20 protein-coding genes are annotated in these 23340 nt (G+C 71.3%); 6 read left to right on the top strand and 14 right to left on the bottom strand.

Annotated elements, in window-relative coordinates; all coding sequences use genetic code 11:
- From pgi to uvrC, 10 genes are all read right to left on the bottom strand, one after another.
- Nucleotides 1-1062, bottom strand: a 1062-nt coding sequence (gene pgi, locus ACFYR0_RS19445; protein ID WP_389329793.1) for a glucose-6-phosphate isomerase, incomplete at its 3' end; no start/stop codon positions are given.
- A gap of 178 nt (nucleotides 1063-1240) precedes the next feature.
- A complete protein-coding gene (locus tag ACFYR0_RS19450) occupies nucleotides 1241-1528 on the bottom strand; it encodes an RNA polymerase-binding protein RbpA (protein ID WP_019885342.1) in 288 nt (95 codons plus the stop codon).
- A 261-nt stretch (nucleotides 1529-1789) separates the two neighbouring features.
- Nucleotides 1790-2020, bottom strand: coding sequence for a preprotein translocase subunit SecG (gene secG / locus ACFYR0_RS19455; protein ID WP_189770205.1), 231 nt, complete (start codon nucleotides 2018-2020; stop codon nucleotides 1790-1792).
- A gap of 145 nt (nucleotides 2021-2165) precedes the next feature.
- On the bottom strand, nucleotides 2166-2942 hold the full coding sequence (tpiA, locus tag ACFYR0_RS19460) for a triose-phosphate isomerase (protein WP_386385414.1): 777 nt from the start codon (nucleotides 2940-2942) through the stop codon (nucleotides 2166-2168).
- Between the two features lie 6 nt (nucleotides 2943-2948).
- Nucleotides 2949-4160: a phosphoglycerate kinase gene (locus tag ACFYR0_RS19465; RefSeq protein ID WP_389329165.1), complete on the bottom strand. Its 1212-nt coding sequence runs from the start codon at nucleotides 4158-4160 to the stop codon at nucleotides 2949-2951.
- Nucleotides 4161-4330: 170 nt separating this feature from the next.
- Entirely contained in the window at nucleotides 4331-5341 is a 1011-nt protein-coding gene (gap, locus tag ACFYR0_RS19470; RefSeq protein ID WP_389329168.1) for a type I glyceraldehyde-3-phosphate dehydrogenase, read from the bottom strand.
- 819 nt (nucleotides 5342-6160) lie between these two features.
- Nucleotides 6161-7150 carry a DNA-binding protein WhiA gene (gene whiA / locus ACFYR0_RS19475; RefSeq protein WP_356692047.1) on the bottom strand — a complete coding sequence of 330 codons (990 nt, stop codon included), beginning with the start codon at nucleotides 7148-7150 and terminating at the stop codon, nucleotides 6161-6163.
- Nucleotides 7141-8208, bottom strand: coding sequence for a uridine diphosphate-N-acetylglucosamine-binding protein YvcK (gene yvcK / locus ACFYR0_RS19480; RefSeq protein WP_386385409.1), 1068 nt, complete (start codon nucleotides 8206-8208; stop codon nucleotides 7141-7143). The genes whiA and yvcK overlap by 10 nt, the downstream gene beginning before the upstream one ends.
- Nucleotides 8205-9224, bottom strand: a complete 1020-nt coding sequence (gene rapZ / locus ACFYR0_RS19485) for an RNase adapter RapZ (protein WP_389329173.1) — start codon at nucleotides 9222-9224, stop codon at nucleotides 8205-8207. The genes yvcK and rapZ overlap by 4 nt, the downstream gene beginning before the upstream one ends.
- Nucleotides 9221-11449 (bottom strand): excinuclease ABC subunit UvrC, encoded by a 2229-nt coding sequence (gene uvrC, locus ACFYR0_RS19490; RefSeq protein WP_389329176.1) that lies wholly within the window; start codon nucleotides 11447-11449, stop codon nucleotides 9221-9223. Before uvrC ends, rapZ begins: the two co-directional genes overlap by 4 nt.
- Nucleotides 11450-11879: 430 nt before the next feature.
- On the opposite strand from uvrC, the gene ACFYR0_RS19495 reads away from it, so the two are divergent.
- The gene (locus tag ACFYR0_RS19495) at nucleotides 11880-12827 is read left to right on the top strand and encodes a hypothetical protein (RefSeq protein WP_389329179.1); all 948 of its coding nucleotides are present in this window, start codon (nucleotides 11880-11882) and stop codon (nucleotides 12825-12827) included.
- Between the two features lie 111 nt (nucleotides 12828-12938).
- Here ACFYR0_RS19495 and ACFYR0_RS19500 read toward each other — a convergent pair whose 3' ends face one another.
- Nucleotides 12939-13367 carry a Rieske 2Fe-2S domain-containing protein gene (locus tag ACFYR0_RS19500; protein ID WP_389329182.1) on the bottom strand — a complete coding sequence of 143 codons (429 nt, stop codon included), beginning with the start codon at nucleotides 13365-13367 and terminating at the stop codon, nucleotides 12939-12941.
- 530 nt (nucleotides 13368-13897) lie between these two features.
- Here ACFYR0_RS19500 and ACFYR0_RS19505 point away from each other — a divergent pair.
- Nucleotides 13898-14815: a carbohydrate kinase gene (locus ACFYR0_RS19505; RefSeq protein WP_389329185.1), complete on the top strand. Its 918-nt coding sequence runs from the start codon at nucleotides 13898-13900 to the stop codon at nucleotides 14813-14815.
- Between the two features lie 46 nt (nucleotides 14816-14861).
- Here the strand turns inward: ACFYR0_RS19505 and ACFYR0_RS19510 are convergent, their stop codons facing one another.
- Nucleotides 14862-15728, bottom strand: a complete 867-nt coding sequence (locus ACFYR0_RS19510) for a helix-turn-helix domain-containing protein (protein ID WP_389329188.1) — start codon at nucleotides 15726-15728, stop codon at nucleotides 14862-14864.
- A 114-nt stretch (nucleotides 15729-15842) separates the two neighbouring features.
- Between ACFYR0_RS19510 and ACFYR0_RS19515 the strand changes: the two genes are divergently transcribed.
- Nucleotides 15843-16415 carry a YceI family protein gene (locus tag ACFYR0_RS19515; RefSeq protein ID WP_389329191.1) on the top strand — a complete coding sequence of 191 codons (573 nt, stop codon included), beginning with the start codon at nucleotides 15843-15845 and terminating at the stop codon, nucleotides 16413-16415.
- 250 nt (nucleotides 16416-16665) lie between these two features.
- Here ACFYR0_RS19515 and uvrA read toward each other — a convergent pair whose 3' ends face one another.
- Nucleotides 16666-19698, bottom strand: coding sequence for an excinuclease ABC subunit UvrA (gene uvrA / locus ACFYR0_RS19520; RefSeq protein WP_389329195.1), 3033 nt, complete (start codon nucleotides 19696-19698; stop codon nucleotides 16666-16668).
- 223 nt (nucleotides 19699-19921) lie between these two features.
- Between uvrA and ACFYR0_RS19525 the strand changes: the two genes are divergently transcribed.
- Together ACFYR0_RS19525 and ACFYR0_RS19530 are read left to right on the top strand one after the other, a co-directional pair.
- On the top strand, nucleotides 19922-20605 hold the full coding sequence (locus tag ACFYR0_RS19525) for a maleylpyruvate isomerase family mycothiol-dependent enzyme (RefSeq protein WP_389329198.1): 684 nt from the start codon (nucleotides 19922-19924) through the stop codon (nucleotides 20603-20605).
- A 140-nt stretch (nucleotides 20606-20745) separates the two neighbouring features.
- On the top strand, nucleotides 20746-21402 hold the full coding sequence (locus ACFYR0_RS19530; RefSeq protein WP_389329201.1) for an MBL fold metallo-hydrolase: 657 nt from the start codon (nucleotides 20746-20748) through the stop codon (nucleotides 21400-21402).
- A gap of 304 nt (nucleotides 21403-21706) precedes the next feature.
- Here ACFYR0_RS19530 and aroQ read toward each other — a convergent pair whose 3' ends face one another.
- Nucleotides 21707-22180: a type II 3-dehydroquinate dehydratase gene (aroQ, locus tag ACFYR0_RS19535; RefSeq protein WP_389329204.1), complete on the bottom strand. Its 474-nt coding sequence runs from the start codon at nucleotides 22178-22180 to the stop codon at nucleotides 21707-21709.
- Between the two features lie 103 nt (nucleotides 22181-22283).
- Here aroQ and ACFYR0_RS19540 point away from each other — a divergent pair, with 103 nt between their 5' ends.
- The gene (locus ACFYR0_RS19540) at nucleotides 22284-23330 is read left to right on the top strand and encodes a S66 peptidase family protein (protein ID WP_389329207.1); all 1047 of its coding nucleotides are present in this window, start codon (nucleotides 22284-22286) and stop codon (nucleotides 23328-23330) included.
- Nucleotides 23331-23340 lie beyond the last annotated feature (10 nt).

Consider the following 23340-nt stretch of genomic DNA (forward strand, 5'->3'; position numbering starts at 1 on the left):
CTGCAGGTAGGCGGTGAACTTCGACAGGTAGTGGCTGTAGGGCAGCACCGCGTGCGACTGCGCGTCGTGGAAGTTGCCGTACCAGATGCCCAGCAACCCCAGCAGCAGCGGCGCGTTGGCCTGCGCCGGGGCGCTGCGGAAGTGCTCGTCGACGGTGCGGAAACCGTCGAGCATCTCCCGGAAACGGTCCGGGCCCACCGCGATCATCAGGGACAGGCCGATCGCGGAGTCGAAGGAGTAGCGGCCGCCGACCCAGTCCCAGAACTCGAACATGTTCGCCGGGTCGATCCCGAACCCCGCGACCTTCTCCGCGTTCGTCGACAGCGCCACGAAGTGACGGGCGACGGCCTTCTCCTCACCGCCCAGCCCCTCCAGCAGCCAGGTGCGGGCGGAGGTGGCGTTGGTGACCGTCTCGATCGTGGTGAACGTCTTGGACGCGACCACGAACAGCGTCTCGGCGGGGTCCAGGTCACGCACGGCCTCGTGCAGGTCCGCCCCGTCGACGTTGGAGACGAACCGCAGGGTCAGCGCCCGGTCGGTGAACGCGCGCAGCGCCTCGTAGGCCATCGCGGGGCCCAGGTCGGAGCCGCCGATACCGATGTTGACGACATTGCGGATCCGCCGGCCGGTGTGACCGGTCCACTCACCGGAACGCACCCGCCCGGCGAAGGCGGCCATCTTCTCCAGCACCGCGTGCACGGCGGGCACCACGTTCTCGCCGTCCACCTCGACCACCGCGTCCGCGGGCGCCCGCAACGCGGTGTGCAGAACCGCCCGGTCCTCGGTGTTGTTGATCCGCTCACCACGGAACATCGCGTCCCGCAGCCCGAACACGTCCGTGGCCACGGCGAGTTCCTGGAGCAGGGCGAGGGTCTCGTCGGTGATCAGGTGCTTGGAGAAGTCGACGTGCAGATCGCCGACCTGGAGCGTGTACGAGGAGGCGCGCCCCGGATCGGCGGCGAACAGTTCACGCAGCCGCACCTCACCGAGCTGCTCGCGGTGCTTGAGGAGGGCGTTCCATTCGGGCGTCCGGTCGAGCCTGGTACGGCCTTCGGCGTTCATCTCGGGCATCAGCCTTCTTTCCTACCTGTCCCTGCTGCGTACTTGCCCCGCTGCCGGCCCCAACCTAGTTGATCAGCGGGGGACACGAACTGACACGGGGACGTCGCAGAAGGCAACAACAGGTGGCCGGGCCGAGCGGTCACGCCAGGGGGCAGCCCTGGAGGCCGGGGAGCAACCTCTAGATCTCGCCCCGGAGTTTGGCGAGAGCCTCGGCCAGGATCGCCTCGCCGTCGGCATCGCTGCGACGCTCCCTCACATACGCGAGATGCGTCTTGTACGGCTCAGTACGCGGCGGAGCCGGGGGGTTGTCCCGGTCCTGGCCCGCCGGGAACCCGCAGCGCGGGCAGTCCCAGGTGTCGGGAACCTGCGCGTCGCTGGCGAAGCTGGGCTGGGTCTCATGTCCGTTGGAGCACCAGAAGGAGATGCGCAGACGCGGGGCGGACTCGCCGCGCTCGGCCTCGCCCATCGGCCCCGCCCCGACCCGGCTTCCCCGGATCGCGTTGCCACTTGCCACGGTGTAACTCCCTGCGTGATGGTGCCGCGAAGCGAGTCGGCGTGTCGCCTCGTTGCGAGCGCCTCAGTCTACGTAAGGCCCAACGCGCGTCCAGTGATTGGCGTAACAAGGGGCCCCGCACCTAGACGCAAGCCCCATGATAGGCCGCGCTCACGAGCGCGCACCGAACATGGGGCCTTACGTACCGGATTGTGCCGACCGGCGAGCCGTGGGTCAGTTGTTGACCTTCATCAGGATGCCGAGCACGACAATGCACGCGAACCACAGCAGACCGACCACCAGGGTGATGCGGTCGAGGTTGCGCTCGGCGACCGAGGAGCCGCCGACGGAGGACTGCATACCGCCACCGAACATGTCGGAGAGGCCGCCGCCCTTCCCCTTGTGCATCAGCACCAGCAGCATCAGCAGCAGGCTGAAGACGATCAGGGCGATGGAGAACCCCATAACCACAGCTGGACCAACTTCCTCGGACTCGGATGGACGACGCGGGGCCCAGCACAGCGCTGGACCCCGCAAGGGTACGACGGATCGCCGCTACCGCATACTCAGGACCGCCCGGTTCCTCCCGGGGGGCTCCGAGCAGGTCAGGTCACTGGTCGCGGAAGCGGACGATCTTGACGAACTCGTCGGCGTCCAGCGAGGCACCGCCGACCAGAGCGCCGTCGATGTCGGCCTGGGCCATGATCTCGGCGACGTTGCCGCCCTTCACGGAGCCGCCGTACTGGATGCGGACCTTGTCGGCCAGCTCCTGGGAGTACAGCTCGGCGAGCTTGGCGCGGATCGCGGCGCAGACCTCCTGCGCGTCCTCGGCGCCGCAGACCTTGCCGGTGCCGATGGCCCACACGGGCTCGTAGGCGATCACGACGGACTCGGCCTGCTCGGCCGGGAGGTCCTTCAGACCGCCCTCGACCTGGGCGAGGGTGTGGGAGACGTGGTTGCCCGCCTCGCGGACCTCCAGCTCCTCGCCGACGCACAGGATCGGGGTCAGGCCGTGCTTGTAGGCGGCCTTGACCTTGGCGTTGACGATCTCGTCGGTCTCGGCGTGGTACTGGCGGCGCTCGGAGTGGCCGACGGCCACGTAGGTGCACTTCAGCTTGGCCAGCATCGGGCCGGAGATCTCGCCGGTGTAGGCGCCGGAGTCGTGCGCCGAGATGTCCTGGGCGCCGTACTTGATCTTCAGCTTGTCGCCGTCCACCAGGGTCTGCACGGAGCGCAGGTCGGTGAAGGGCGGCAGGACGGCGACCTCGACGGCGTCGTAGTCCTTGTCGGCGAGCGCGAAGGCGAGCTTCTGGACGTGCGCGATGGCCTCGAGGTGGTTGAGGTTCATCTTCCAGTTGCCCGCCATGAGCGGCGTACGGGTGGTCATGCGGGGTCAGTCCTCCAGTGCGGCGAGGCCGGGGAGCGTCTTGCCCTCGAGGTATTCGAGGGAGGCGCCGCCACCGGTCGAGATGTGTCCGAACGCGTTCTCGTCGAAGCCGAGCGTACGCACGGCCGCGGCGGAGTCTCCGCCGCCGACGACGGTGAACCCGTCCGAGTCGACGAGGGCCTGGGCGACCGCCTTGGTGCCCTCGGCGTAGTCGGGGTGCTCGAAGACGCCCATGGGACCGTTCCAGAAGACGGTCGCGGCGTCGGTGAGCTTGCCGGCGTACAGCTCGCCGGTCTTGGGGCCGATGTCCAGGCCGAGCTGCCCCTCGGGCATCTTGTCCGCGTCGACGGCCGTGTGCTCGGTGGGCGCCTTGGCCTTCAGGTCCGGGAAGCCCGGGGAGACCACGACGTCGACCGGGAGCACCAGCTCGACGCCCAGCTTCTCGGCGCGCTCCAGGTACTCGGTGACGGCCGGGATCTGGTCCTCCTGGAGCAGCGAGGTGCCGACCTCGTAGCCCTTGGCCTTGAGGAAGGTGAAGGCCATGCCGCCGCCGATGAGGATGCGGTCGGCCTTGCCGAGCAGCTGGTCGATGACGGCCAGCTTGTCGGAGACCTTGGAGCCGCCGAGGGCCACGGCGTAGGGCCGCTGTACCTCGTCGGTGAGCTTCCTCAGCACGCCGACCTCGGTGGCGATGAGGTAGCCGGCGTAGTGCGGCAGCTTGCCGGGGAGGTCGTACACCGAGGCGTGCTTGCGGTGCACCGCGCCGAAGCCGTCGCCGACGTAGACGTCGGCGAGGGCGGCCAGCTCCTCGGCGAAAGCGGCCCGCTCGGCGTCGTCCTTGCTGGTCTCACCGGCGTTGAAGCGCAGGTTCTCGACGACGGCGACCCGGCCGTCGGCGAGGCCGGCGACCGTGGCCCGCGCCGACTCACCGACGGTGTCGGTGGCGAACGCGACGTCGGCGCCGAGGAGTTCGCCCAGGCGCGCGGCGGCGGGGGCGAGCGAGAAGGCCGGGTCCGGGGCGCCCTTGGGGCGGCCCAGGTGCGAGGCGACGACGACGCGCGCGCCGGCCTCGGCGAGCGCCTTGACCGTGGGCAGCACGGCGCGGATGCGGCCGTCGTCGGTGATGGTGGTGCCGTCCAGCGGCACGTTCAGGTCGGCGCGGACGAATACCCGCTTGCCCGCGACTCCTTCGGCGAGGAGTTCGTCGATCGTCTTCATTTTCGGGGGGCTCCTACGGAGGGCTCGTTCTGCTCGTGACCGGTTGACCAGGCCCGATCCTAGAGAGGTGGGACGGTCGCGACGCGCGTCAGGGCCCGGACCGGGCGCGTCCCTGCGCCTGGTCCGAGCCCTGCTCGCGCTTCAAGGTGTCTGCTTCAGCCGATCAGGGATCAGAGCTGGTCGCCGACGAACTTGGTGAGGTCGACGAGACGGTTGGAGTAGCCCCACTCGTTGTCGTACCAGCCGAGGATCTTCACCGTGTTGCCCTCCTGGACCATGGTCAGGGAGGCGTCGAAGGTGCAGGAGGCCGGGTCGCTCACGATGTCCGAGGAGACGATCTGGTCCTCGGTGTAGGCCAGGTAGCCGGCGAGGTCGCCGTCCTCGGAGGCCTTCTTGAACGCGGCGTTGACCTCGTCCTTGGTGACCTCGCGCTGGAGGGTGACGACCAGGTCGGTGGCCGAGCCGGTGGGAACCGGGACGCGCATGGCGATGCCGTCCAGCTTGCCCTTGAGCTGCGGCAGGACCAGCGCGGTGGCCTTGGCGGCACCGGTGGTCGTCGGGATGATGTTCTCGGCGGCGGCACGCGCGCGACGCAGGTCCTTGTGCGGGAAGTCGAGGATGCGCTGGTCGTTGGTGTACGCGTGCACCGTCGTCATCAGGCCCTTGACGATGCCGAAGTTCTCGTCGAGCACCTTCGCCATCGGCGCCACACAGTTGGTGGTGCAGGAGGCGTTGGAGATGACGTGGTGGTTGGCCGCGTCGTACTGGTCCTGGTTGACGCCCATCACGATGGTGATGTCCTCGTCGGTGGCCGGAGCCGAGATGAGGACCTTCTTGGCGCCGCCCTCGAGGTGCTTGGCGGCGTCGGCCTTCTTCGTGAAGATGCCGGTCGACTCGATGACGATGTCGACGCCCAGCTCACCCCAGGGGATGTCGGCCGGGTTGCGCTCGGAGAGCACCTTGATGGTGTGACCGTCGACCGTGATCGTGTCGGCGGTGTGGGTGACCTCTGCCTTGAGGCGGCCCAGGATCGTGTCGTACTTCAGCAGGTGAGCGGTGGTCGCGGTGTCACCCAGGTCGTTGACAGCCACGATCTCGATGTCAGCACCCTGCTCCAGGAGCGCGCGGAAGTAGTTACGACCGATGCGGCCGAAGCCGTTGATGCCTACGCGGATCGTCACGAACCGATCTCCTCGTTGGTACGCCGGCCATGAGGTGCCGGCGAGCTGTATTTGGGATGTCCCCGACCGCCTACGACCCTACCTCCCAGAAGCGCCGGAGGTGACATCCAGACGGCCCATACACGGCACTGCCGTCCTTACCCACCAGTAGGGGTACGGACCGGCCCGCCGGACGGCCCTCGCCACTCGAAAGGGCCCTGGGGGGTCGCCCCTTTTCCGACCCCCTCCGACGCCTGGCGCGGACCGTTCTCTCCCGACTGCGTGCGGCGGCGTGCGGGTGTCAGGCTCACGTCCGCCGGAGGGTGCGTCAAGACGGCGTCGTCGGCCAGGGGTTGGGGTTCCGGGGCGGGGCGTGGCGTGTCACGGGGTGCGGGCGTGGCGAGTCACAAGGTGTGGGGCGGGGTGCGGGCGGGGCGATGTCACGGGTGTGGGACGGGGTGCGGGCCGGGGCTACGGGCGGGGCGAGTCACGGGGCGGGGGCGGGTGCGGGCGGGGCGAGTCACGGGGCGGGGGCGGGTGCGGGCGGGGCGAGTCACGGGGCGGGGGGGTGGGCCGGGGGTGCGTGCCGGGGGCGGGGGCCGGTCGTCGGCGGTCGTTCGTCCTCGGTCCCGGACGGGCGGACACCGGTCCCGGACGGGCGGACGCCGGTGCCGGCCGCCCGGGTGGGCGTCGGCACCGGCGCTCTGGGGCGGGGCGGTTCGATCCGGTGCGGTGGTCGGTCCGTCCGTGCGGTGGTCCGTCCGTATCACCGGTTGGGCGTACGTCGGCCGACGTCATCGGTGGGGCGTGCGTCAGCCCGCGTCACCGGCTGGGTGTACGTCAGCCCGCCAGGTTGTCGGCCAGTTCCTCGGAGAGGTTGGCCTCCGTGCCCGGGACGCCCAGGTCGGACGCGCGCTTGTCGGCCATCGCCAGCAGGCGGCGGATGCGGCCGGCCACGGCGTCCTTGGTGAGCGGCGGGTCGGCGAGCGCGCCCAACTCCTCCAGGGAGGCCTGCTTGTGCTCCATGCGCAGCCGGCCGGCGGCGGCGAGGTGCTCGGGTACCTCTTCACCGAGGATCTCCAGGGCACGCTGCACCCGCGCCCCGGCGGCGACCGCGGCCCGCGCCGAACGGCGCAGGTTGGCGTCGTCGAAGTTGGCCAGGCGGTTCGCCGTGGCCCGCACCTCGCGGCGCATCCGGCGCTCCTCCCAGGCCAGCACCGACTCATGGGCGCCGAGGCGGGTGAGCAGCGCGCCGATCGCGTCGCCGTCGCGGACCACGACCCGGTCCACACCGCGCACCTCACGGGCCTTCGCCGCGATCGACAGCCGGCGGGCGGCGCCGACCAGCGCGAGCGCGGCCTCGGGGCCGGGGCAGGTCACCTCCAGGGAGGAGGAGCGGCCGGGCTCGGTGAGCGAGCCGTGCGCCAGGAAGGCACCGCGCCAGGCGGCCTCGGCGTCACAGGTCGCGCCGGACACCACCTGCGGGGGCAGTCCGCGGATCGGCCGGCCCCGCCCGTCCACCAGGCCCGTCTGCCGGGCCAGCTGGTCGCCGCCCGCCACCACGCGCACCACGTACCGCGAGCCGCGCCGCAGTCCGCCCGGCGCCATCACGATCAGCTCGGAGCTGTGGCCGAAGATCTCGAGGATGTCCCGCTTGAGGCGGCGGGCCGCCATCGCGGTGTCCAGCTCCGCCTCGATCACGATGCGCCCGCTGACCAGATGAAGGCCGCCGGCGAACCGCAGAATGGCGGAGACCTCAGCCTTCCGACAGCAGGTCCGGGTGACGGGGAGCCGGGAGATCTCGTCCTTCACCGCTGCCGTCATCGCCATGGGCCGATCCTTCCATGCATCCGAAAAATACGGTCGTACGCGGCGGCCAGGAGCTCCGCGTCGTGCCGCGGTGTCCCGTCGGGCCGCGCCACCGGCGCCAGCTCGACCGCGGCCCCGAAGCGCTTGGCGGCATCGGTCAGCGAGTCGCGGTCGGGCACGGCGGCCTCGTCGGCCAGCACCACGTCCAGGGCGAGTTTAGGGGCGTGTCGTCCCAAAACCTCCAAATGACGCTGCGGTGAGAAGCCGTCGGTTTCCCCGGGCTGCGGGGCGAGGTTCAGCGAGAGTACCCGGCGGGCCTTCGTCTCCAGCAGCGCGTCCAGCAGTTCGGGCACGAGCAGGTGCGGGATGACCGAGGAGAACCAGGAGCCGGGGCCGAGCACCACCCAGTCGGCGTCCAGCACGGCCGCGACGGCCTCCGGGACGGCGGGCGGGTCGTGCGGGACCAGGTGCACCGACTGGACCTCGCCCGGGGTGAGGGCCACCGTCGCCTGGCCGCACACGGTGTCCACCTCGTCCGGGCGGTCCGGGTCGTGCCCCTTGACCAGCGCCTCGAGCTCCAGCGGCACGGCGGACATGGGCAGCACGCGCCCGTGCGCGCCGAGCAGCTTGCCGACCAGGTCCAGGGCCTGCACATGGTCGCCGAGCTGCTCCCACAGGGCGACGATCAGCAGGTTGCCGACGGCGTGGTCGTGCAGGTCGCCCTTGGAGTGGAAGCGGTGCTGGATGACCCTGGCCCAGGTCTGGCCCCAGTCGTCGTCGCCGCACAGCGCGGCCAGCGCCTTGCGCAGGTCGCCGGGCGGCAGGACGCCCAGCTCGTCGCGCAGGCGCCCGCTGGAGCCGCCGTCGTCGGCCACGGTGACGACGGCGGTGAGGTCACCGGTGATCCGGCGCAGCGCGGCGAGCGAGGCCGACAGCCCCATGCCGCCGCCGAGCGCGACGACCTTGGGCTGGGTGCCGCGGCGGCGCGCACGGGCGCCCCGGGCCTCGACGGGCCGGCCGGTCCGGGCGTCGGGCATCGCCCTGCGCAGTCGGCCCAGCCGGGGAGTACGTCCTGTCATTCGCGTCCCATGTCCCGGTGCACGACCACCGTCTCCACGCCCTCTGCCGCGAGGCGCGCGGCGAGCTTCTCCGACATCGCCACCGAGCGGTGCTTGCCGCCCGTACAGCCGATGGCGATGGTCACGTACCGCTTGCCCTCACGCCGGTAGCCGGCGGCGATCAGGCGCAGCAGCTCGGCGTAGCGGTCCAGGAACTCCTTGGCGCCGGGCTGGTTGAAGACGAAGGCCGCGACCTCCTCGTTCACCCCGGTGTAGGGGCGCAGCTCCGGGACCCAGTGCGGATTGGGCAGGAAGCGCATGTCGGCGACGAGGTCGGCGTCGACGGGGAGGCCGTACTTGAAGCCGAACGACATCACCGTGGCCCGCAGCTCGGGCTCCTCCTCGCCGGCGAACTGGGCGTCCATCTTGGCGCGCAGCTCGTGCACGTTGAGGCTGGAGGTGTCGATGACCAGGTCGGCGTCGCCGCGCAGCTCGCGCAGCAGCTCACGCTCGGCGGCGATGCCGTCGACGATGCGGCCGTCGCCCTGGAGGGGGTGCGGGCGGCGCACTCCCTCGAAGCGGCGCACCAGGGCCTCGTCGGAGGACTCCAGGAAGACGATGCGCCGGGTGACGCCCCGGCCGTCGAGGTCGGCGAGGGATTCGCGCAGATTGTCGAAGAAGCGACGGCCGCGCACGTCGACGACGACCGCGATCCGCGCCACGTTGCCCTGGGAGCGGGCACCCAGTTCCACCATGGTGGGGATCAGGGCGGGCGGGAGGTTGTCGACGACGAACCAGCCGAGGTCCTCCAGGCACTTCGCGGCCGTGGACCGGCCGGCTCCGGACATGCCGGAGATGATCACCAGCTCGGGGATGGCGGCGTCGGGGATCCCTGGGCCCGCGATGTCCTGGCTCACCTGTGCTCCGTCGTCGGGGAGCGCCTGCCGGTGCTCGGCGGGCTCCTGGTGCTCGCGGCCCGCTGCGGTCCGCGGTTCCTGCTCTCGATCGCCTGTCGGCTGCGTCTCGTGATCGGTCATTTCTCCTGCCCCCGTCGCTCGTCCGGGGCGCCCGCGGGTACGGGCTCCCCCGGGGCGCCCGCCGTCGTCTCGGGTGCCCCGTCGTCCATGTCATCCATGATCTCTCCAGTCGCCGTGTTCACGGCGGGGGCGGCCGGGGCCGCCTGGGCGAGGGCCACGGCGATGGTCTCCGCCGTCTTCCGGCCGATGCCCGGAACCTCGCAGATCTGGTCGATTGTCGCGGATCTCAGCTTCTTCACCGAACCGAAGTGCTTGATCAGCGCCTGTTTGCGGGTCTCGCCCAGTCCCGGCACCTCGTCCAGGGGGCCGGCCCGGAAGCGCTTGGCACGCTTGGTGCGCTGGTAGGTGATCGCGAACCGGTGGGCCTCGTCGCGGACCCGCTGGAGCAGGTAGAGGCCCTCGCTGGTGCGGGGCAGGACGACCGGGTCGTCGTCGCCGGGCAGCCAGACCTCTTCCAGCCGCTTGGCCAGCCCGCACACGGCGATGTCGTCGATGCCGAGCTCGTCCAGCGCCCGCCGGGCGGCGGCGACCTGCGGCTGTCCGCCGTCGACGACGACCAGCTGGGGCGGGTAGGCGAACTTCCTGGGGCGGCCGTCGTCGTCGGTGAGGGTGGTGAGGACGGCGGGCGCCTCGCCGGGGACGGGGGGCTGCGTGGGGGCGGCGTCCTCGGCGGAGGCGAGGGGCTGTGCGAGGGCGGCGTCCTCGCCGGGGACTAGGGGCTGTGCGGGGGCGGCGTCCTCGGCGCGGTTGCCGTCGGCCGCGACCAGGGTCGACTCGGGCTGCGGACCGGTGGCGTCCTCCGTGTCGGTCCACTCCCCCGTGCGCTCCTTCTCGGCCAGGTAGCGCCTGAAGCGGCGCGTGATGACCTCGTGCATGGAGCGGACGTCGTCCTGGCCGGCGAATCCCTTGATCTGGAAGCGGCGGTACTCGCCCTTGCGCTGGAGCCCGTCCTCGAAGACGACCATGGAGGCCACGACGTCGTCGCCCTGGAGGTGGGAGATGTCGTAGCACTCGATGCGCAGCGGGGCGCTGTCGAGGTCGAGGGCCCCGGCGATCTCCTCCAGGGCTCGCGAGCGCGTCGTGAGGTCGGAGGCGCGCTTGGTCTTGTGCAGGGCGAGTGCCTGCTGGGCGTTGCGCTCGACGGTCTCCATCAGGGCCTTCTTGTCGCCGCGCTGCGGGATGCGCAGCGAAACGGCCGACCCGCGCCGCTCGGTCAGCCACTGCTGGACCGGCTCCACCGGCTCGGGCAGGGCCGGGACGAGGACCTCCTTGGGGACGCTGTCGCCGGTCTCCTCGCCGTAGAGCTGCTGGAGGGCGTGCTCGACGAGGGCGCCGGTGGTGACCTCCTCGACCTTGTCGGTGACCCAGCCGCGCTGGCCGCGCACCCGCCCGCCGCGCACATGGAAGATCTGCACGGCCGCTTCCAGCTCGTCCTCGGCGACGGCGATCAGGTCGGCGTCGGTCGCGTCGGCGAGCACGACCGCGTTCCTCTCCATGGCCTTGCGCAGGGCCTCTATGTCGTCGCGCAGGCGGGCGGCCCGCTCGTACTCCATGTCCTCGGCCGCCTCCGTCATCTGCTTCTCCAGGCGGCGGAGGTAGGTGCCCGTGCGGCCGGTCATGAAGTCGCAGAACTCCTCGGCGAGTTCGCGGTGCTCCTCAGGCTCGATCCGGCCGACGCAGGGGGCGGAGCACTTGCCGATGTAGCCGAGCAGACAGGGGCGGCCGGTGCGGGAGGCGTTCTTGAACACGCCCGCCGAGCAGGTGCGCACCGGGAAGACGCGCAGCAGCAGGTCTACGGTGTCCCGGATCGCCCACGCGTGCGCGTAGGGGCCGAAGTACCGGACGCCCTTCTTCTTGTGGCCGCGCATGACCTGCACACGCGGGAACTCCTCGTTCATCGTCACCGCGAGGTACGGGTAGCTCTTGTCGTCGCGGTACTTGACGTTGAACCGGGGGTCGTACTCCTTGATCCAGGAGTACTCCAGCTGGAGGGCCTCGACCTCGGTGGACACCACGGTCCACTCCACGGACGCGGCGGTGGTCACCATCGTCCGGGTGCGCGGGTGCAGGTTCGTCAGGTCCTGGAAGTAGTTCGCCAGGCGCTGGCGCAGGCTCTTCGCCTTTCCGACGTAGATCACCCGGCGGTGCTCGTCGCGGAACCTGTACACCCCGGGGGAGTCCGGGATCTCGCCCGGCCTGGGGCGGTAGCTGGAGGGGTCGGCCATGTCTCACACCCTACTGGCGAGCGGTGACACTCCGGCGGGCCTGTGGACAACGTCCGGGGTCGCGCCCGGACCGGCCGCCCGGCACCCGGCGTACGCCGGACAGCCACCGGAACAGGCCGCCGCGCGCACCCGCGCGGGCCCGGTACCCGCGGAAGCCGGGCGAACCGGCCGCGCGCAGTACCGGCACCCGCCAACCGGAAGCAGTTTGCCCCGATTTGACGCCCTTGCCGCGCCCGGCGGCGAGGACTGGACCACTGTTGGGCCGGAGGTGTTGTCGGGACTTGGTCAACACGCTTCAATGCGTTGGAACTCGGGGCCGTGAACGACGGCGCGCGGGAGGGCCCAGCCCCCGGCGCCGACGGGGTGGCCCCAGCAGCACCCGCGTGAACGGTCTGACCAGCCGTTGTGAACCACACAGAAAGGCCCCTGCATGCCGCACGCCACACAGCACGCGGACATCGCCACCGCGGAACTGGACACGGCTCTGCGCGGCGGCCCCTTCCACGTCGCCCTGCGCGCCGCCATCGCCGCCCGAGGCCTGCCCCTGCAACGCGTCCAGCACCACCTGTCGCGCCACGGCGTGAAGGTCGGTGTCACCAGCCTCAGCTACTGGCAGCAGGGTGCCCGCCGCCCGCAGCGCCCCGAGTCGCTGCGCGCCGTCCGTGCCCTGGAGGAGATACTCCACCTGCCCGACGAGTCGCTGATACGGCTGCTCGCGCAGGCGGAGGACGGTGTCCCCGGACAGCACCCGGCCGCCCGCTCCTACCGTTCCCTCGTCGAGGCCTCGGGCGCCCTGGAGCGCCTCCTCCTCGAACTGGAGTCCCCCCGCGACGGCGGGCTCCATCTGCTCGGCCATCACGAGCAGGTACGCATCGGCGCACGCCGCGAGCTCCTCGACCGCGAGTCGCACCATGTCGTGCGCGCCCACCGGGACGGGGTCGACCGGTTCCTCGCCGTCCACCACGGCGACCCGGGCTGCTCGCCCGAGCACATGTCGGTGCGGGCCCTGGAGAACTGCCGCACCGGACGCGTCCTCCGGCACCAGGAGACCGGCATCCTGGTGGCGGAGCTCCTGTTCGACGCCCGGCTGCGCGCCGGGGACACGTTCCTCTTCCGCTACGCCGTCGAGGACGGCACCGCCGGGGTCTCCTACGAGTGCGTCCGCGGCTTCGGACCACCCGGCGGGCAGTACGTCCTCCAGGTGCGGTTCGACGAGCACGCCCTCCCGGCGCGCTGCCACCGCTTCACCCAGCACTCGGCGGCGGCTCCCCGCAGCGGTCGCCAGGAACTCCCCCTCACCACCCGCCACCACTCCGTCCACCTCGTCGAACCCCGCGTGCGCTCCGGGATCGTCGGGATCGGATGGGACTGGGAGTAGGGACGGACCTCTGAGTCGCGGTCGGAGGTTGTGCCGCCGACGAGGCGGGGACACGTCCGGGCGGCGGCCGGTGTCGGGCCTGGGGAACAGCTGCGTCGACCGCGGCCGGTTTCAGGCTCGCGGCCCCGCGATCACCCTGCCGTTCTCGGTGCGGACCGGCAGCTCGGTCAGTGCCACGGTCGCCGGGGAGCGCAGCACCTCACCGGTCCGCGCGTCGAACCGGCTGCCGTGGCAAGCGCAGCTCAGGGTCGTCCCCTCAAGCTCGCTGATGGGACAGCCCCCGTGCGTGCAGATGGTGCTGAACGCCTTCAGCGTGCCGTCCGCGGAACGGCTGACCACCACGTTGTGGTCAAGGTGCAGATGGGCACCGCTCTCGGACACCTCGCCCTCGGCACCGAGGTCCACCGGAGCGGTCGGCGTGGTCGAAGTCGCCTCCGCTCCTCCCCCCGGCGAGCACGCGGCGAGGCCCAGCCCCGCGACGGGCGCGGCCGCCGCCCCGCGCAGAACGGTTCGACGGCTCGCGAAGGGTCGGCCGGGCATGAAGGTCTCCACAGGTCAGGGGGGCAGCCGTGCCGACGATACCCGGGGCCACGAGCGCGGAAAGCCGTGGGGCGGGGCGAGGGACGGAGCCCGGATGGTGGGGTCGTCGGCGGTGCGCACGTGAGCCCGTAAGCGCTTGCGCAAGCGTTTACGTCTGGGCCCGGATGAGATACGTTCCCGCCGTGAGGGCCCGCCGCGGGCCCATGCCCCGGCCCACTCGGGCCGGTCCGGGGAGAGGGTTCCGCCAGGCCGTCCAGGTGCTCCTGGACCGTCTCACCTCCCCGGAACGCCCCGCCCGGACGCTGCGGCTCCCGTGCGCCCTCGTCCACCGGACCTCCTGCGGGTGCCCGGAGGAGAATGCTGGAGGCACGGCACGCCCGGCGACACCCGCCGACAGCCCTCACCGGCCCGAGCCGCGGTGACCCCGGACAGCTCCGGCACCCCCAGCCCTCTCCACAGCGACCGCCCCCGCCACTGCCCCGCCCGAAGCGACAGCCCGCCCCGGCGCAGCCCCCGAAAGGAACCCCCTCGTGATCGTCGTAGCCGGTGAGGCCCTCATCGACCTGGTACCGCAGGGCACGGGTGCCCTCGCCGCCCTGAAGCCGGCACTCGGCGGCGGCCCGTACAACACGGCCGTGGCCCTGGGACGGCTCGGCTCCCCCACCTCCTTCTGCTCGCGCGCCTCGCGGGACGCCTTCGGCGAGTCCCTGCTCGACGGGCTGCGGGCGGCGGGCGTGGACGTGTCGGACGTGCAGCGCGGCCCTGAGCCCACCACCCTCGCGGTCGCCACGATCGGCGACGGCGGATCGGCCGCCTACACCTTCTACGTCGACGGCACCGCCGACCGGCTGTTCACTGCTCCGGCCGCGCTGCCCGCCGGCACCCGCGCGGTGTCCTTCGGCACCTGCTCACTGGTACTGGAGCCCGGGGCGAGCGCGTACGAGGGGCTGATGCGGACGGCGGCGGCCCAGGGCCTGTTCACGGCCCTCGACCCCAACATCAGGCCGGTCCTGATCCCGGACGCCGACGCCTATCGCGCGCGGTTCCGCGGCTGGCTGCCGTCGGTGTCGCTGCTCAAGCTCTCCGAGGAGGACGCCCACTGGCTGGGCGGCACCCCAAAGGAGTGGCTCGCGGCCGGGCCCTCGGCCGTCGTCATCACCCATGGGGGCGACGGCCTGTCCGCCCACACCCGCGACGGTGCCGTGCACTCCGTGCCGGGTGAGCGGGTCGACGTCGTGGACACCATCGGCGCCGGGGACACCGTGAACGCGGCCCTGCTGCACGGACTGACCGCACAGGACGCCCTGTCCCCCGAGGCGCTGGCCGGCCTCGGCGCCTCCGGCTGGACCGAGCTGCTGCGCTTCGCGGCCCGCGCGGCGGCGGTCACCTGCTCCCGGGCCGGGGCGGAGCCGCCCTATGCGTGGGAACTGGACGGCGTACGGCCGTGACGGCCCCGGCACGGCCGGTGTGCCGGCCCATGGGGCAGCCCGGGGGTCAGCTCACTGCCCGGCCGACGGCCCGCAGCGCGCCCGGACGGCGGCCGCTGAGGCGGTCCAGAGCCGCGGACGTGGCGTCGTCCGCCGGCAGGTAGACCACGACCTGCTGGCCCTCCTCCGGCAGGGCCAGCGACTCGTGCAGCAGATGCATCGCCCCGGCCTCGGGGTGCTCGAGGTGCTGCGAGCCGACGGTGCGCGGCGTCACCGACAGATCCGCGAAGCGGTCGGCGAACTCCGCTCCCGCGGTCACCGTGAGCTCCTCGGCCAGCTCGGTGAGATACGGGTCGCGCAGCGGTACGCCGTGTCGCAGCCGGGCGACCAGGTCGTCGGCGACCCGGTCCCAGTCCTGGTGGGCCTCACGGGCGCGTGGGTCGGTGAACAGGTACCGGAGGAGATTCGGGTGCTCGCCGTCGAGCATCCCGATCGGGCCGACGAGCCGGGCGTAGCCGTCGGTGTGGGCGACGATGTCGCCGATCCAGTTGATCACCACGGCCGGGGTGGGCTCCAGCCGGTCCAGGACGGCCTGCACGGTGGGCCGCACGGTGCGGCTGAGCGGCGGGGCGGCCGCGCAGACCAGCGGGTCGCCGCCGTCCGCCTCCTTGGTCAGACGGCGCAGCAGGAGGCGGTCCTTCAGGGACAGGCTGAGCGCGTCGGCGACGGCCCCGAGCACCTGGGGCGAGGGGTTGCGGTCACGGCCCTGTTCCAGGCGGGTGAGGTACTCCACGCTGATGCCCGCGAGCGTGGCCAGCTCGGAGCGGCGCAGGCCGGGCGTGCGTCGGCGGAACCCGGTCGGCAGCCCCACCTCGGCGGGGGTGACGGACTCGCGTCGGGTGCGCAGGAACAGGCCCAACTCGTTGTCGCTCACCCCTCGAACGTACCTCGCCCAGGATCCATGAGGGTGGCCCTGCGACTACCACCCTGCCACTACCACTCTCAGCGCGGTCTCCCTGCGCGCCGGAAGAACGCCGAGGGTGGGGGCATGACTCAGAACGACACCGCTGACACACTCGCCCCCGGCTCTCTCCCCCTCGCGCCGGGCGACTGGACCCTCGACCCGCTGCACTCCGCCGTGAACTTCACGATCCGGCACCTCGGGATCGCCAAGGTGCGCGGCCGCTTCGCCGATGTGCAGGCCGGTCTGCACATCGGCGCGACGCTCGACGACGTACGGGTGAGCGCCGTGATCGCCCTGGCGTCTCTGGACACCGGGAACGCCGACCGGGACGCGCACACCCGGTCCGCCGATCTGCTCGACGTGGAGAAGCGTCCGACGATGACGTTCCGCTCGACGCGCGTGTCCGGCGAGGACGAGGACTGGACGATGGAAGGGGACTTGACCATCGGGGACGTGACGCGTCCCGTGGTGCTCGACGTCGAGTTCGGCGGGGTCGTGGACTCCCCCGCGGATCAGAGCAGGCACGCCGGTTTCGAGGCGACGGGTGAGATCAGGCGCAGTGACTACGGCCTGGACTTCGGGGGTGGCTTCCTCAGTGATGTTGTCAAGATTCAGCTGGACATGCAGTTCGTCGAACCGCAGGGCCAGGGTGGCTGATGGTGGAACGAGCGGCGCCCCGCGGGGAGTTCCCGCGGGGCGCCGCTCTTCTGTCCCGTCGCGCCGGAACTTTCTGCCGGGCTCGGGGCGGCCTTGACCGCTCAGGCCGGCCTTGTCCGTAGAGGCCGACGTTGACCGCCCAGGTCGGCCCGGACCACACGGGTCGGCCCGGCCCGCAAGGCTCGACCCGGACCACACGGCTCGGCCCTGACCGCACGGGGGTGGTCAAGGCCGGTCCGGTCGGCCCGGCTCAGGCCTTGCGGGCCCTGGTCGTCTTCTTGGCCGCCGTCTTCTTGGTGGCCGCGGCGGCCTTCTTCGTCGCCGTGCTGTTGGCGGTCCCGGTCGTCCTCGCCGTGGCCGTCTTCTTCGCCGCAGACTTGGCCGCGACGGTCTTGGCCGCGGTCTTGCGCGGAACCTTGACCGAGGCGGCGTCGCTGATCCGGTCGGCGTCGAGGATCTCGCGCAGGAACTTGCCGGTGTGACTGGTCGGCACCCCGGCGACCTCCTCCGGCGTGCCCTCGGCGACAACGAGACCGCCGCCCGCACCGCCCTCGGGGCCCATGTCGACGACCCAGTCCGCGGTCTTGATCACGTCGAGGTTGTGCTCGATGACGATCACCGTGTTGCCCTTGTCGACCAGACCGGCCAGGACCTTCAGCAGCTTGCTGATGTCCTCGAAGTGCAGACCGGTGGTCGGCTCGTCGAGGACGTAGACCGTGCGGCCGGTGGAGCGCTTCTGGAGCTCGCTGGCGAGCTTGACGCGCTGGGCCTCGCCGCCGGACAGGGTGGTCGCCGACTGGCCGAGCCGGACATAGCCGAGACCGACGTCCTTGAGCGTGTTCAGATGCCGGGCGATCGAGGGGACGGCCTCGAAGAACTCCGTGGCCTCCTCGATCGGCATGTTCAGCACCTCGGCGATGGACTTGCCCTTGTAGTGGACCTCCAGGGTCTCCCGGTTGTACCGGGCGCCGTGGCAGACCTCGCACGGGACGTAGACGTCCGGGAGGAAGTTCATCTCGATCTTGATGGTGCCGTCACCGGCGCAGTTCTCGCAGCGTCCGCCCTTGACGTTGAAGGAGAAGCGGCCGGGCTGGTATCCGCGGACCTTCGCCTCGGTCGTCTCGGCGAACAGCTTGCGGACGTGGTCGAAGACGCCGGTGTACGTCGCCGGGTTGGACCGCGGGGTGCGGCCGATGGGCGACTGGTCGACATGCACGACCTTGTCGACGAGGTCGTCGCCGTCCACGCGCGTGTGGCGGCCCGGCACGCTGCGGGCGCCGTTCAGCTCGCGGGCGAGGTGTGTGTAGAGGATGTCGTTGACCAGCGTCGACTTGCCGGAGCCGGAGACGCCGGTGACGGCGGTGAACAGGCCGATCGGGAAGGAGACGTCGATGTCCTGCAGGTTGTTCTCGCGGGCGCCGTGCACGGTGAGCTGCCGGCCCGGGTCGCGCGGGCGGCGGATGTCCGGCAGCGGGATCGACTTCCGGCCCGACAGATACTGACCGGTCTGCGACTCGGCGTTGGCGAGCAGCTCCTTGAGGGAGCCGCTGTGCACGACCTTGCCGCCGTGCTCGCCGGCGCCGGGGCCGATGTCGACGATCCAGTCGGCGACCTTGATGGTGTCCTCGTCGTGCTCGACGACGATGAGCGTGTTGCCCATGTCGCGCAGCCGGACCAGGGTCTCGATCAGCCGGTGGTTGTCGCGCTGGTGCAGGCCGATGGACGGCTCGTCGAGGACGTAGAGGACGCCGACGAGGCCGGAGCCGATCTGGGTGGCCAGCCGGATGCGCTGGGCCTCGCCACCGGAGAGGGTGCCCGCCGCGCGGTTGAGCGAGAGGTAGTCGAGGCCGACGTCGACCAGGAACCGCAGCCGCTCGTTGACCTCCTTCAGCACCCGCTCGGCGATCTTCTTGTCGCGGGCGTTGAGCCTCAGCTTGCCCAGGAAGTCCGCGCAGTCGCTGATGGACATGCCCGAGACCTCGGCGATCGACTTCTCCATGATCGTGACCGCGAGGACGATCGGCTTCAGACGGGTGCCCGCGCAGGTGGGGCAGGGCACCTCGCGCATATAGCCCTCGAAGCGCTCCCGGCTGGCGTCGGACTCGGCCTCGCTGTGCCGGCGCTTGACGAACGGGACGGCGCCTTCGAACGGGGTCGTGTACACACGCTCACGGCCGTACCGGTTGCGGTAGCGGACCTCGATCTGCGTCTTGTGGCCGTGGAGGAGCGCTTTCTTGGCCCGCTGCGGCAGGCCCGCGAAGGGGATGTCGGTGCGGAAGCCCAGAGCGTCGGCGAGGGCGCTGATCAACCGGCCGAAGTAGTCCTTGGTGTGCCCGTGCGACCAGGGGTGGATGGCGCCCTCGTCGAGGGACTTGTCCTCGTCCGGGACGATCAGCTCCGGGTCGACCTCCATGCGCGTGCCGATGCCGGTGCACTCGGGGCAGGCGCCGAAGGGCGAGTTGAAGGAGAAGGAGCGCGGCTCCAGCTCCTCGAAGGACAGGTCGTCGTACGGGCAGTACAGGTGCTCCGAGTACATGCGCTCGCGGTCGGGGTCGTCCTCGGGGAGGTCGACGAAGTCGAGCACGACCATGCCGCCGGAGAGACCGAGGGCGGTCTCGACGGAGTCGGTCAGCCGGCGCTTGGCGGAGTCCTTGACGGTGAGACGGTCGACGACCACCTCGATGGTGTGCTTCTCCTGCTTCTTCAGCGTCGGGGGGTCGGAGAGCTGGACGGTCTCGCCGTCCACCCGCGCGCGGGAGTAGCCCTTGGTCTGGAGGTCCGCGAAGAGGTCGACGAACTCGCCCTTGCGCTCGCGCACCAGCGGCGAGAGCACCTGGAAGCGGCTGCCCTCCGGCAGCTCGAGGACCTTGTCGACGATGGCCTGCGGCGACTGGCGCGAGATGGGGCGGCCGCACTCGGGACAGTGCGGCTTGCCGATGCGCGCGAAGAGCAGACGCAGATAGTCGTAGACCTCGGTGATGGTGCCGACCGTGGAGCGCGGGTTGCGCGAGGTCGACTTCTGGTCGATCGAGACGGCCGGGGAGAGGCCCTCGATGAAGTCGACGTCCGGCTTGTCCATCTGACCGAGGAACTGGCGGGCGTACGAGGAGAGCGACTCCACGTAGCGCCGCTGGCCCTCGGCGAAGATCGTGTCGAACGCCAGCGAGGACTTGCCCGATCCCGACAGGCCCGTGAAGACGATGAGCGAGTCGCGTGGCAGGTCGAGCGAGACATTCTTCAGGTTGTGCTCGCGCGCGCCACGGACGATGAGACGGTCGGCCACGCCGGTCCGCACCTTTCTTGAGAGAAGAGACAGGGGCGGGGCCCCCGTCTTCTTCAGACTAGGGCGAGCCACTGACAACGACGGACGGATTCACCGGTTGTCAACAATCCCCGGCCTTCCAGCATGCCCGACGCCACGCCCGACCATATAGCACGCGCATTCGATTTACGGGCGGGATCCGACTCCTTCACCCGAAGGAGTGGCGGGGGCTAGGGTCAGCACCATGATTGATCACGTTCATGACCTGGCCTGTCTACAGAACGCGACGGAACGGCTGCTCATCGCGGTCGCCAAGATGGACAACGCCGCGGTGAGGGAACCGTCACGCCTGCCCGGCTGGAGCCGCGGCCATGTGCTCGCCCACGTCGCCCGCAACGCGGACGCCCTGGTGAACGTCTTCGAGGGCCGCCCCATGTACGCCTCGGCCGAGGCCCGCGACTCCGACATCGAGCGCGACGCCCCGCGCCCGCTGGACGAGCAGACCGAGGACGTGCGCGAGAGCGCCGCACGGTTCCGGGCCGCGACCGAGGCGCCGGGCGACTGGTCGCGCACGGTGGAGCTGCGCAACGGAGTGACCGACTCGGCGGCCCGTGTGGTCTTCCGGCGGTGGGTCGAGATCGAGCTGCACCACGTCGACCTCGGGATCGGCTACGAGCTGGAGGATCTGCCCGCCGAGTTCACGGAGCGGGAGATCGGCTTCCTCGCCGAGCGCTTCTCCGGGCACCCCGACGTGTCGCCGACCCGGCTGAGCGACGGCACGCGCGCGTGGAGCACCGGCCGCGCGGGCGACCCCGAGGTCACCGTCACGGGCAGCGGCGCCGACCTCGTCGGCTGGCTCGCCGGACGCCGCGACGGCGGGTCCCTGTCGGTGGAAGGCGGCACGCTGCCGAAGCTGCCGCCCCTCTAGGGCGTTCCTCCAGGGCGTTCTTCGGCAGTCCTGTCGCCCGCGAGGCCGCACCGGCGGGTCGGCCCGAGCCGTTCTCCAGCGGTTCCGGACCGGCCCCGTCTCCGGCGGCCCGGCCGGGCTCCCGGCGATAGGCTGCCGCCATGACGTACAGCGGACAGGTGACGGTCGGCGGCCCGGCGGATGTGCACGAGCTCAAGGACCTGATGATCACCAAGATCGCGGTCGGCCCGATGGACAACAACTCCTATCTGCTGCGCTGCCGGGCCACGGACGAGCAGCTGCTGATCGACGCGGCCAGCGAGGCGGGCACGCTGCTCGGCATGATCGGTGACGACGGCATCACGTCCGTCGTCACCACCCATCAGCACGGGGACCACTGGCAGGCGCTCGCCGACGTCGTCGAGGCGACCGGCGCGCGCACCTACGCCGGCCGGGACGACGCCGAGGGCATCCCCGTGCCGACCGACGTGCTGGTCGACGACGGCGACATCATCCGCGTGGGACGCGTGGAACTGACCGCGCGCCACCTCGTCGGGCACACCCCCGGTTCGATCGCCCTCGTCTACGACGACCCGCACGGGCATCCCCATGTGTTCACGGGGGACTGTCTGTTCCCCGGTGGTGTGGGGAACACCCACCAGAATCCCGAGGCGTTCGCGAGCCTCATCCACGACGTGGAGACGAAGATCTTCGCCGCGCTCCCCGACGAGACCTGGGTCTACCCGGGACACGGCAACGACACCACGCTCGGCGCCGAGCGCCCGCAGCTGCCGCAATGGCACGCGCGCGGCTGGTGAGCGCCGCGGGCAGCGCGGGGGACGGCACGTGGCGTGCGGTGGGCGACGAGGGCAACGCGTGGATACGGCACGTGGCGTGCGGTGTTTGCGACGGGGGCAGCGCGTGGCGTGCGTTGCGCGCCCCGTGTGAACCACGCGCACACTCCGGCGCCGTGCGCGCGCTCCCGGCACCCGCGATCCGGCGGTCAACTGGGAGCAGCCCCGCGCGGGAACGACGGCTCCCGCCGGGAAGGGGCCGCCGGCCCGTCGATCCCCGCCCTCGGCCGGCGGCCCGGGCGGGCGCCCCGCGCGGGCCGCGGAAGCCTCACGCCTGGGCCTGTGCCGCCCCCACCAGCGCCACGACCCGCTCCACGCCGAACACATACCCCTGTACACCGCAGCCCGCGATGACGCCGTCGGCGCGCAGCGAGACGTAGGAGTGGTGCCGGAACGTCTCGCGCTGATGGATGTTGGAGATGTGCACCTCCAGCACCGGCATGCCGTCGCAGGTGTTGAGGGCGTCCAGGATCGCGACCGAGGTGTGCGAGTAGGCGCCGGGGTTGATGACGATGCCGCAGTGGTTGAGGCGGGCCTCGTGGATCCAGTCGACCAGTTCACCCTCGTGGTTGGACTGACGGAGGTCCACCGTGCCGCCGTGCGCGCCCGCCGCCTTGGCGCACAGCGCTTCGACGTCGGCGAGCGTGTCGGAGCCGTAGATCTCCGGCTGGCGCTGGCCGAGCAGGTTGAGGTTGGGCCCGTTGAGGATCATGATCGGGGCGTTGGCCAGGGTGCGGGGCACGGCTTCCTCCGGTCCGTTCGGGTGGCGCGGCCCGCCGGGGACCGCTCGTCGGACCCGGTTTATCACGGTGCGCAGGGCCCGAGGCCGCCCGTAGCATCTCGCCATGATCAGGCCCTCGTATCCGCCGAAGCCCGTTCCGGGCGACCGTATAGCCGTCATCTCCCCGGCCTCGGGGCTTCCGGGACTGTTCCCCCGGCCGCACGAACTCGGCCTGGAGCGGCTGCGGAAGGAGTTCGGGCTCGAGCCGGTCGAGTACCCCTCGACCCGGAGGATGGGTTCCACGCCCCGGGAGCGGGCCGACGACATCCACGCCGCGTTCGCCGACCCGGACGTCAAGGCTGTCATGGCGTCGATCGGCGGTGACGACCAGATCACCGTGCTGCCGCTGCTGGACCGGGAGTTGATCCGGGCGAACCCGAAGCCGTTCTTCGGGATGAGCGACAACACCAACCTGCTGGCCTACCTGTACAACACCGGCATCGTCGGGTACCACGGCGCGACCGTGATGACCGCCCTCGGCCGCCCGGGCGCCATGCATCCGCTGACCGCGGACTCGCTGCGCGCGGCGCTGTTCACCTCGGGCGCCTACGAGTTGAGGCCGGCCGAGCGCTGGGGCGACGTCAACGGAGACTGGGCGGACCCGGAGACCTTCGAGTCCGAGCCGGAGCTGCGTCCCGGTTCCGGCTGGACCTGGGTGAACGCCGACCGGGTGGTGGAGGGCCGCAGCTGGGGCGGCTGTCTGGAGATCCTGGCCTGGCTGCTGATGGCGGACCGGGAGATCGCGCCCGACCTCGGCCAGTACGACGGCGGTGTCCTCCTCCTGGAGACCACGGAGGAACTGCCGAGCGCCACAGAAGTCTTCCGCATCATGCGCAACATGGGCGAGCGCGGTCTGTTGCGGCGCTTCTCCGCCCTTCTGATGGGCCGCGCCAAGACCTGGTCCTTCGAGCGCCCCAACACTCCCGAGGAGGGCGCGCGTTACGCCGACGAGCAGCGCGAGGCCGTCCAGAGTGTCATGCGGGTGTATGCGCCCAACACTCCCATCGTCTTCGACGTGGACTTCGGGCACACCGATCCGCAACTCGTGCTTCCCTACGGCGGTCTGATCCGTGTCGACGGGCCCGCCCGGCGCATCACCGTCACCTACTGAGGCTCACACC

The sequence above is a fragment of the Streptomyces sp. NPDC005017 genome (assembly GCF_042873115.1).
Taxonomy (GTDB): Bacteria; Actinomycetota; Actinomycetes; order Streptomycetales; family Streptomycetaceae; genus Streptomyces.